The 11,611-nt window shown below is 36.1% G+C and carries 7 protein-coding genes; all 7 read left to right on the forward strand.

The annotated features are described in order from the left end of the window. The first annotated feature begins 43 nt into the window (after positions 1–43). Complete coding sequence (locus CUU59_RS02065; RefSeq protein WP_099950355.1) at positions 44–898, forward strand: PSP1 domain-containing protein; 855 nt, start codon at positions 44–46, stop codon at positions 896–898. Between the two features lie 136 nt (positions 899–1,034). Then, positions 1,035–1,580, forward strand: a complete 546-nt coding sequence (locus CUU59_RS02070) for a hypothetical protein (RefSeq protein WP_099950356.1) — start codon at positions 1,035–1,037, stop codon at positions 1,578–1,580. A 9-nt stretch (positions 1,581–1,589) separates the two neighbouring features. After that, positions 1,590–2,948, forward strand: coding sequence for an L-cystine transporter (locus CUU59_RS02075; RefSeq protein WP_099950357.1), 1,359 nt, complete (start codon positions 1,590–1,592; stop codon positions 2,946–2,948). A 139-nt stretch (positions 2,949–3,087) separates the two neighbouring features. After that, entirely contained in the window at positions 3,088–3,252 is a 165-nt protein-coding gene (locus CUU59_RS08120; RefSeq protein ID WP_157884895.1) for a hypothetical protein, read from the forward strand. Between the two features lie 106 nt (positions 3,253–3,358). After that, positions 3,359–3,604 carry a GlsB/YeaQ/YmgE family stress response membrane protein gene (locus CUU59_RS02090; protein ID WP_099950360.1) on the forward strand — a complete coding sequence of 82 codons (246 nt, stop codon included), beginning with the start codon at positions 3,359–3,361 and terminating at the stop codon, positions 3,602–3,604. A 155-nt stretch (positions 3,605–3,759) separates the two neighbouring features. Then, positions 3,760–4,689 (forward strand): carbamate kinase, encoded by a 930-nt coding sequence (locus tag CUU59_RS02095; protein WP_099950361.1) that lies wholly within the window; start codon positions 3,760–3,762, stop codon positions 4,687–4,689. Between the two features lie 206 nt (positions 4,690–4,895). After that, the gene (locus CUU59_RS02100) at positions 4,896–11,492 is read left to right on the forward strand and encodes an S-layer homology domain-containing protein (protein WP_169922823.1); all 6,597 of its coding nucleotides are present in this window, start codon (positions 4,896–4,898) and stop codon (positions 11,490–11,492) included. The last annotated feature ends 119 nt before the right edge of the window (positions 11,493–11,611 follow it).

An 11,611-nucleotide genomic window follows, 5' to 3' on the forward strand; every position in this document is an offset into this window, starting at 1 on the left:
TTATTAAAAAAATATGATAAAATAAGCTTGTAAGGAGGGATTTATGGTTAGAGTTGTAGGTATACAATTCAACGACTCCGGTAAAATATATAGTTTTGACAGTCTTGATTTAGATATAAAAGTGGGCGATGGTGTTGTTGTTGAAACCATTCACGGCAAGGAACTGGGCTTTGCAAGAGAGGCCAGCTATGACCGTGATGAAGAGGAAATCGGCAGACAATTAAAGCCCGTTATAAGGATTGCAACAGAATACGATCTTGAAAGATATAGGGAAAATGTTATCAAGGCCTCAGAGGCTTCTGAAGTTTTTAAAGACTTGGTAGAGAAACATAATCTAGAAATGAAGCTCGTAGACTGTGCCTATACATTTGACAATCAAAAGTTATTATTTTATTTCACTGCCGATGGGCGTGTGGATTTCCGTGAGCTGGTAAAAGAGCTTGCTTATATTTACAAAACCAGAATAGAGCTTAGACAAATCGGTGTAAGAGACGGGGCCAGAATGTTAGGAGGCCTTGGTCCATGTGGCCAAGAGCTTTGCTGCTCGCGTTTCTTAAAAGATTTTGACAATGTTACTATCAGGATGGCCAAAGACCAAGGCTTATCGCTAACTCCATCCAAGATTAGCGGTATGTGCGGCAGGTTGATGTGCTGTTTGAGATATGAGCAAGATGTCTACGAAGAAAGACTAAAAGAATTACCAGACCTAAAGGAAATTGTCATCACGCCTGAGGGAGAGGGAAAAGTCGTTGAGAGATATGCAATTAAAGACGAGGTAAAGGTTCAAATTGAAAAAAATGATTCCTTTGAATACCATGTTTTTAATGTGAGTGATTTAAAGAAAAAGAATAGAAGGGATTGCGAAAATTGCAAGTGCCCTAACAAGGATAATAATTAATTTTAGGAGGCTGGTTGGACCAGCCTTTTTTATTTACTAAAATTATTTAGTAAAATTATAAGATTTCAATTAATTAACAGATTAAAAAAACTTCAATGGGGTAAAATTATATTAGGGATACAAATAGGAGGCCAGGATGGACAATAAGGATAAAAAAAGAAAGCGAATCTTATATATTTCTATAGCTATTATTGTTTTATTAATCATTTCGGTGGTTTATTTTATGGTTGCCACCAAGAAAAAAGAACAGAAATATAATGAAGAGATGGCCAGGGCTATTACAAACATTGCGGATAACATAGTCTATGATTATGTGTACTCGGATGAAAATATTGACCCAACCGAGATTAAGCTCTACTTCGATTTGGATGGCAAGGTTTTTGCCAGGAAACTCGGCGATAGTGTAGAGCAAGTAGATGGGGCATTATTTGTAAATTACGACGGTAAGCAATCGGTAGTAGTCATATTGCCTGAACCTGTAATAATGGATTACAAGTTAAATGTTAAAGCTTCTTCAGATGAAGGCTTTATTGAACAAAACAAGGCCGTAAGCGACAAAAAAATAGAAATCGAAAATGAATTCTTAGCAAACGGAGCCAAAGAAGTTGTTACAGATAGGCTAAAGGCCGTTCTTACAGAGTACCTTAAAGCCAAAGGCTATAAGGATATAGAATTTAAATAGGAGGGAGCTATGTATTTATTAATTATTTTAATTTTCGCCCTTTTGATGTTTGGCGTAAATTACATGAAAAAACTAAACATCTCTTTCAATGTTAGGGTTATTTCAGCCCTAGTTATAGGAATCATTTTTGGTGTTGTCCTTCAATTGGTCGCACCAAAAGAACAAATCGGAAAGGCAATGAGTTGGATCACCCTTGTTGGTAGCGGTTATGTCAGGCTCTTAAGGATGATTGTATTCCCACTAGTTTTTGTTTCAATCACAAAGGCTATAGCCAACCAAGAAAAGAATGTTGGTAGGTCAGCAGCAAAAATTATGGCAGTACTCATGGTAACTGTAGCTATTTCTGCACTAGTCGGAGCTTTGACATCATCAGTCTTTAATCTAACAGCAGAAGGACTACAATCCTCAACAGCAGAAGTTGAACGTGGGGAAAAACTTTTGGAAACCATGCACAACTTTGAAGCAAAACCAGTTCAACAACAAATTTTGGAAATCATTCCAACAAACCCATTCTATGCTCTTACAGGTCAAGGATCAAACGCAACCCTTGCAACAGTATTTTTTGCAGCAATGCTGGGACTTGCAGCCCTATATTTAAAACGTGCAAACGTAAAGAGCGCAGATTTGTTTATTGATGTATTAAATTCATTCTCAGATGTTATTATGAGAATGGTAAAGATCGTTCTAAGATTAACTCCATACGGTGTTATGGCTCTTATGGCTAATGTTATGGCGACTTCGAATTACTCAGAAGTCTTGAGGCTTCTATCATTTATCTTGGCAAGCTATGTAGCAATAATCATTATGTTTATCATTCACGGCTTGATTATCGGAGCATTTGGACTAAATCCATTTACCTTCTTTAGAAAATCAATGCCTAACTTTATGTTTGCCTTCACATCAAGGTCAAGCTCTGGTACACTTCCTATTACCATTACAAATATGGAAGAAAACCTTGGTGTACCATCAGGCATTGCAAACTTAGCAGGTAGCTTGGGTACAAGTATCGGTCAAAATGGTTGTGCTGGTATTTATCCTGCAATGCTAGCTGTTATGATTGCACCAACAGTGGGTATAAATCCATTGTCAATTGGATTCCTGGCAAAACTTGTTATAGTAACTGCTCTGGGATCATTTGGTATTGTTGGCGTTGGCGGAGGAGCAACATTTGCAGCCATCGTTGTATTATCAAGTATGGGGCTTCCAATTGAGCTTGCAGGTCTACTCATCGCTATTGAACCACTAATCGACATGGGTAGAACAGCCCTCAATGTTAGTGACTCTGTTGTAGCTGGCGTTGTAGCTGCTAAATCAGAAGGTGTTATAGACGAAGAAATTTATAACAGAGCTCAAATAGTTTCTGAATAAAAAAGAGGAGGATTTAACAATGAAAGTTATTTTAGAAGATAAGGTATATGGTTACCTAAAAAAGAAAAATTCAAATGAAATAACGGTTGATATAGAAGGTTGTGCTAGCTGAGGCGTTGAACCAAATCCAAGCGTGACCTTGGGAAAACCAAAAGAAAATATTGACGACTTTGACCTCTATGAGGTTAATGGAGTAAATGTTTATGTAACAGTTGCAGCAAACACTAAAGCCGGAGAGTTGACTGTAGCTTATAGGAAGATATTATTCAGTGAGAAACTGATCGTAGAAGGTTTGGCTTTTTAATTCGTAAGTTTTATTGGCTGATACCTATGGACTTATGTTATATTTTAACATGCTTTGGGTATAAAAACCTCGTAAAAGATAAACATATTTTATAAGGAGGTATAATATGATTTATGCAATTTTAATAGGAGCACTCTGCGGTTGGATCGCATCTATGATTATGGGAACCAACCAAAGTATGGGAGCTTTAGCTAATATTTTAGCTGGTTTAGTCGGAGGCGCTATCGGAGGTGGCGTTTTAAGTTTACTAGGTCTTGTACCAAAGGACAATCTAGTAGGAAGCCTTGTAAGCGGCGTTGTAGGTGCTTGCATCGTTATCTTTATAGTTAAGGCTATTAGAGGAAAAAGATAAAAAATAAATTTTGCTCGTCAGCTTAGGCTGGCGAGTTTTTTATTGTCCTGGTTGATTTAATTTTTATGTTTGTGTTATAATGACCTTGTGTCATTCTAAATATTAGAAAATAGATAAATACATTATTATAAAAATATAAGACATTAGGAGGAGTTATGGGAAAAAGAATTTTAATTTCACTTGGTGGGAATGCTTTGGGAACTTTGTACAATGAACTTTTAGAAAGTGTAAATGTTATTGCAAAGCCAATTGCAAAATTAGTTGAAGATGGGAATGAAGTTGTCATTTGCCATGGCAATGGTCCACAAGTTGGCTATATAAAGAAAAATATTGATGTAGGTGCTATGGAGAGCGAAACAGAATCGCTGCCCCTATCGGAATGCGTTGCCATGAGCCAAAGTTTTATTGGCTATCAATTGTCAAACGCCATTGAAAATGAATTAAAAAATTATGGAATTGATAAAAAAGTTCCAACTCTGGTAACTAGGGTTATAGTTGATAAAGATGACAAGAGTTTTGACAATCCAACCAAGCCTATCGGTGCTTTTTATTCAAAGGAAAAATCCGAAGAGCTTGAAAGAGCAGGCAAGGTGATGGTTGAAGATTCAGGTCGTGGTTACAGGGAAGTTGTGGCCAGCCCATATCCCATTGAAATTGTAGAAGTAGAGGCTATTAACGATTGCCTTAAGAATTCTCCTGTTGTTATCGCAGGTGGCGGTGGAGGAATTCCTACCATTAATGAAGACGGTAGGCTCGTTGCAGTAAATGCGGTTATCGACAAAGACAGGACCTCAGTTATGCTTGCCCACGATACAAATTGCGATAGCCTGGTTGTCTTAACTGGCGTTGAAAAAGTTGCCATCAACTTTAATAAGCCTGATCAAAAAGACTTGGATAGGATGACAATTGACGAAGCTAAAAAATATATGGACGAGGGCCAATTCCCAGCCGGATCTATGTTACCTAAAGTTGAATCAGCAATAGACTTTGTTGAAAGCGGAGAAGGCCGTGAAACTCTGATTACTTCCTTAGATAAATTAGTCGAAGGCATGAGAGGGGAAACTGGAACATTAATTGTAAAATAGAATTTAATATTAACTTTTATAAGCCTCTACTTTTAAACAAATAAAGGCTTTTTATGTAGTTAATAAATAATTAAGAAAATTTTTCATAAAAACTACTTCAAAGTCACAATTTGTGGTATAATATATAATAAGTAAGTAGTATAATAAGCTATAAGACAAACAAAAGATAAAATTATCATAGATACAATTGGGAGGGGATGAGAATAATGCTTAAAAATTTTAAATTCAAACAAGTGCTTACATTTACTCTAGCTGTGATGATGGTATTTACATCACTGCCAATAAATGTATTTGCTGCTGATTACAATTACGATCAGACGGCAATAACCTCAGTTCAAGACTTGAACAAGACACCTTTGACAGTGGCACAGACCAAGGGGAAGCCGGCAGAGGATATTATAAAAAATCCTGCCATGCCAAAGCTATATACAATGCGTGCAGACTATAAGGTTCCAAGAAATGACGAAGAAGTCATTGGTTATCAGCCTTATATAGCAACAGTTGGTGATGAGGACTACACATACACTGACTTAGAAGGCAATGAAAATCAAAAAGTTTTAACAGATGCAGAAAAATCTAAGATAAATAAGACTATAGATTTGCCAGCTATTGATGGCTATACTTCGCCAACACCAAGCTTTACTGTAAATTATGGCTACATTAAAGCCAATGAAGGAGAAGGATACTTAGATGGCAACGAATATAAGAGAGAGCACCCATATCTTTATAAGGCAAAACAAGGGACAATAAAGATAAAACACACTTTCCAAATGTTAGAGAATCGCAATGAATATGGTTTAAAAGATGGAGATAGAGAATATATCTACACATACCAAAATGGTGTAACAGGAACATCTGTCACTATAAAGGCATTAGACAGCGAAAGGATCAAAGGCTATGAGCCTGAAGTCAATGTCCTAACAACACAAGTGCCACAAAATGCAGCTAAATTTGAAATAGAAATGCGTTACAATCGTGCTATTTATGATGTGAATTTTGATTCTGCTGGTGGAACTGACTTGCCAGGAATGACATTATTCTATGGACAAACAATACCAAAATTAAACTTTGATATTACTAAGAAAGGTTCAGAGCTAGAAGGCTGGAAGGTAAGTAAGGATATAACTTATACTGACCAAGCTGGAAATAAAGAAACTATTACTAAAGATACTCTTATTACAAAAGCAGACTTTGAAGCAGGTGGAAAATTCGAAGCTGGTATAAAAAATGCCATGCCAGCAGAAGGTCTTACTTTTACTGCTCAATGGAAAGAAAATGAAAAAGCAGAATATGTCATCCAATTTTGGACTGAAAAACCAGATTATAATGACAAAGATGATGCACTTCCTTTGCGTGACCGTTACGACTTTATCGGTGCAAGAAGAATAGATAATGCCGACACCGGTTCTAAGCCAGATCTTACAGATTTATCCATTAAAGGCATCACTTTCCCTGACTTAAATGACGGACGCCTGGAAAAGGCTCAAAATAATAAAGAAGAATTTGAAAGATATTACTTCTTAAATAAAGATTTGACTAAAAAACAAAATGCTTCAAAGGACAATCCAGACGTACAAAAATCTGTATCCTCAACAGGAGAAACAGTCTACAATGTCTACTACAACCGCAGAGTCTATACCCTTTACTTTACAGCTGCGAGTGGAGAGGCGTTTGATATTGTAGGTAGCTTTTGGCCGATTATAACAAGAGATGGAAAAGTCATAGGGAAAGAAGGATCTCCTTATGAAGTAGATGTTCGCTTCAACCAAAGCTTGGATGGAATATGGCCAAAGGATGAGGAAGTTTCAAATCTTCCAAGTTCTGTTGGCAGTGACGAAGGAGACACCGGCCTATTAGGCTGGATAATTAACAATAACATGGGTGAAGAAATTTATCGTGACACGCCACCCTATCGTTTAAGTGCAGAAGATTTTATCGACAGTCAAGATGTAGTGGGTGAAGGAGAATTTGAGGGATTTGGTCACGCAGATCAAATACCTATAAAGGATGGGGAAACTAAGAAAAGAGATAAATATGAGATATCCATTGGATCGACATCCTATGACAAAGCTGTTGTCCATCACATTGATATTATAAAGGACGATTTCAATGGCAAGGAACAAATCGATTATGACATGTCCTATTGGAAGAGCGATACGAGTGCAGCTGGACCTAATGGGCATCCCTTCGGTTTGCCTCATCTTCAAGGTTTTACCCTTAAAGAAGATACAAGGACGGCAGAATGGATAGGACTAGAAAAAGGTCGTTTTGGAACTTGGGACGCACGTAAAACTTTTGATGAATTAAATTCACAGAGAAATAAGAAAACGCCTTTTAGAAGCGACGCCGACAAGATCAAATACATCGATCAATTTCCTTGGGGCACAAAATCTTTTAAAGGGGCAAATGCCTACAATTATGCGAACTACTCTCGTAATAGTTACAAATTAAAATTAAATAACGATCCCAAGACAGTAAAAAACGATGGCGAATATGGTGAGGGCAATATTTTGAATGTGCCTTACGAAAAACCACTAAAGGATTTGGAATTAGATACAAAACATGCGCCTGAAAAACCAAAGTGGGTACCTGAAGATTGGGGCTTCTTGGGCTGGGCACTGGATCCCGCCGGTGAAAACTTGGTAAAAGACGGAAATGAAACAAAACTTCATTACGACCAAGTTCTCTACGCCAAGTGGGGCGAACCAGAGACAATCTGGAAGGTAAAATTTGATCCAAACGGAGGAAGTTTAGCTGATTTAAGCACAAAAAATATTTCCGAGAAAACTAAAAAACTTGAAATAGATGGAAAAGTTCACATTTATCCGGAAAAAGTTGCTGGAGAAAATACATTTAATTTTGTCCACAAGATGATTTTAAAAGAACCACAAGATGCAGTTAAGAATGTCATTGAACCAAAAAGAGATGGCTACAACTTTGCCGGTTGGGAATTTGTAAGATATACAAAAGATGCAGAAGGCAATGACACAAAAACTGTGGACACAAGTTACAAGGACTTATATAAAGTGCCCGAAATGTATCACTTTGGCAATGAAGTTGTAGGTAATGTTCACCTTAGGGCAATATGGAACAAACAAGACCTAATAACAGTTGAGGCAATTCACCATTTCTTGAATGCAGATTATAGCGAAAAATCTAAGGAAGTACAAAAACTTTATAACAGAAGGGTTGGTTCTTACACAACAGGTCTAGCAAGTAGGCAAGGAGACGAGTACTTGCTCGTTCCTCAAGCTGAGTGGGATGCACTTTATAATGCAAATGCTGATTATCAAACCTATAAAGATGAAACAGATAGAGAAAACAGCTATAACCAAATTTTAAGAGTTGAGCCAGAAAAAGTTCATGCCCCTAACACAGACGCTTTAGTAGATAATCCTAAGGCAAAGAACAATCGCTTTGAATTTTTCTACAAGCCATTTAAAGAAAGAGTTTACCAAGTAAATTATCTTGATGAGAGAGGTAAAGAAGAAGTTGAAGCCTTTATGAAAAAGGCTAAAGATGCTTATAAAGTTATAAAAGATAATGAAGAGATGAGTTCTGAAGAAAAGAGTGATGCATATATAGAACTTCTTACAAAGAATAAAGAAGAATTTGCAAAGATAAAAGAGAAATATGCAATTGTTCCTAATGAAAAAGTGGTAAATGGTAAACGCCATTACGATGCTAGAAACTACAGAAAAATTCCTGGTTGGGTTCTAAATGACAAACCCCAACAACAACTATTCTTCGACATCTTTGAAGATACAGATACCTTTGCTGGTATAAATGAAAGTGGCCTTGATGAAATAAACTTCTTCTACAAGGATGTAAGAGTAATTGAAGTAAAAGATCCTAATGATCCAGTTCCAAAGGGCTATGTAAGAGTAAAATTTGTCGCAGAAGAGGGCGGAAAGTTTACAGATGATAAAGACAATCCCGTTAAGGAACTTTATTATGATGTAATAGTTGGACTAAAATCAGACAATCTTCCAGTTCCAAAAGAAGTAAAGGAAGGGGAAGCAAAAGTTGAAGGCAAGTATTACATTACTCCTGATGCAGGAAAGAAATTTATAAAATGGGATCAACAACAATTATTAAATAAAAACACAATAATAGATAAAGACTACATCTTTACCGCTTATTTCGATTGGTCAGGAGTGAAGGTGCATGAACTTGTAAGGACAGAATCCTATAAAGACCCTCAAGGCAATTGGACCAATGATTTTGCCCCAACTCTTCAAGAATTAAAAGACTTAGTTAAGTGGGTAGATAAAGATGAAAATGAAAGCGACTTGCCAGCAGGTGCTGAAATAACAATCGTTGATGAAGCTGGAAATTCACTTAGTCAAGAAGATATCTATGAAAAAGTAAAAGAAAAGAAGAAGCTAGACAAGGATGAACTTGTCAGAACAGAAATCTTTAAGGCCAAGGTTAAATTTGCAGACAATTCTGTACAAGATATTGAAATTCCAGTAAAAATTTACAAAAATGTTTACGAAGGACTTACTAGTGAAGCTGAACAAAAATTATTAAATGATGCTTTAAAAAATCTAGATGGAGAATTATTTAAAATAACAGGACCATATGTAAAGGTAACAGTTAATCCAACTGGTGAGCCACAAAATAAGGACTCAAAAATTTATTATGTAAATCCTAAAGCTTGGGTAGATATTCCTGAGATAATTATAAGTGATGCTGACAAAGAAATTCTTGGAAGCACTTATTGGAGTGCAGATGATACAAGTCAAAATGATGGAGAAGTTTTTGAATTTTCTAAGCGTCATAAATTTAGCAAAGATACCATTATAACTCTAGGTAAGAATGACGATGTTATTGAACAAAAGGGCAAAGACAAACCTAATGTTCCTGACAATTATGTAAAAGTAACTGTTGATACTACTGATCAATCAACTGACAACACTTATTTCGTAAGAACTTTTTGGGTAAATCCTGAAAAAGAAGTTTGGTTAGCAGTGAATACACCTACAGGTGCAAGCAAACTTGTAAACGGCGTATTTAGAGAATTTAAGTTTAGTGGATGGAAGACAATTAGACCTGATGAAAGCAAAACTTATTCAGAAACTATAGTCGACATCTTTACTGTAGACACATATATAGAAGCAACTTATAAGTATGATGAAAATGTTGAACCTGTTGGAAAGAATGATGAATGGATACCACAAGGATCAAATCCATCGCCAAAAGATTTTATAAAGAATCCTTATGACGATAACGATCCAAACAATCCAAATAATCTTCCACCTGGAACAAGATTTGAATTTGTACCAGGAGCAGAACCTGAAACTCAAACACCAGGAACAAACAAAGAAACAACAATCAGGGTTATTTATCCTAATGGAGAAGAAAAAGAAGTTACAGTAAAATATAATGTAACTGGCGATGTAGTTGAACAAACTAATCCAGATAAAAAACCTGACGTACCAGAAAATTTTGTTCAAGTTATTGTTGATAAGACTGAAAATGCAGAACTTCAACAAGATGAAAAACAAACTCAAACTTTCTGGGTTAATCCAACAAAAGTAGTTACTATTCCAGTTACAAATCCTACTGGAAAAGTTGTAAATAAAGAAGATGGAACAAAAGATTTCACTTGGTTATTTACAGGTTGGGATAAGGAATTAACTCAACAATTTACAGACAAAGAAACAACCATTACGGCACAATACACTAAAGATTTTGGAGACTTACCAAAAGTCGAACCTATTCCTGAAGCCAAGGGTGGATTTATCTATACTGAATTAGGAAGACCTATTAGTGATTATGATTACAAGAGAGAAATCACATTGCCTGATGGATATAGTTTCGAAACAGGAACTACACTTGAGATGGTAGAAAATACTGCTCCAAACATTAATAGAAATGGACGCTATAATGTAGAATTCTGGGTAACTTATCCAGATGGATCTGCACAACTAGTAGAAGTTTTAGTTTATGTTGGAGAAGCTCGTCCAGAACCACAACCATCTGAACCTGAAATTAGATATGAGGTTGTATACAGAGACAGGATTGTAGAAAGAGAAAAAATTGTTGAAAAGATTGTCGAAGTTAAGGACAACGAACGCAGAAAAGAAATCAGATATATGCAAGGCTTCGATGGTTACTTTAGACCTTATGATGGTCTAACAAGGGCTGAGGCTGCACAAATTTTGGCTAATGCTTTGAGGGAGGACGGATATAATTATAATCCTAATTTCGTTTTACCTTATGCAGATGTTGGCGATATGTGGTATACAGATGCAGTTAAAGTAGTTACTGAGGCTGGAGTTTTCTATGGCGATGGCAATGGATATTTCAAACCTGAAGATAAAATTACCAGGGCTGAATGGATTGCAACTTTAAGAAGATTCCAAAGTCTAAGGGAAGTTAACGGCAACTCTATGAATTTAAAGGAAGGTCACTGGGCAACAGGAGAAGTTGAAGCTGCTTATGAAGCTGGTTGGTTAGAAATTTATCAAAATGGAATTGCAAACTTTGCTTCAGACGAACCTATTACTAGACAAGAGGTAGCTGCTGTTTCAAATAAGGCATTCAGAAGGGTGCTTGACAAGATTTATATCGATAGAAACTACAAGGGATTGATCAACTACAAGGATATTAATCCTAGCATGGATCTGTATGAAGATATTCTCTGTGCAAGCAATACTTTCTTGCATGATGGCAGACGCTATGGCGCTCATGGTGTTTTGAGCAAGGAAATTCAGTTTGATAACAAGACAATATTTAATATTGATATTGACGATTTGATTATAACTCAAGATAAATTCCAATATATTTTGCGTTAAGGTTTACTGAGTTTGCTTTTCAAAAAAAATATTTCACAAAAGGCAGTACATTAAGTGCTGTCTTTTTAATTGCTTAAAACTAATAAGTTGTTGAAATGTGCCTATAATAATTTTATATT

Source organism: Ezakiella peruensis, assembly GCF_900215725.1.
GTDB classification, from domain to species: Bacteria; Bacillota; Clostridia; order Tissierellales; family Peptoniphilaceae; genus Ezakiella; species Ezakiella peruensis.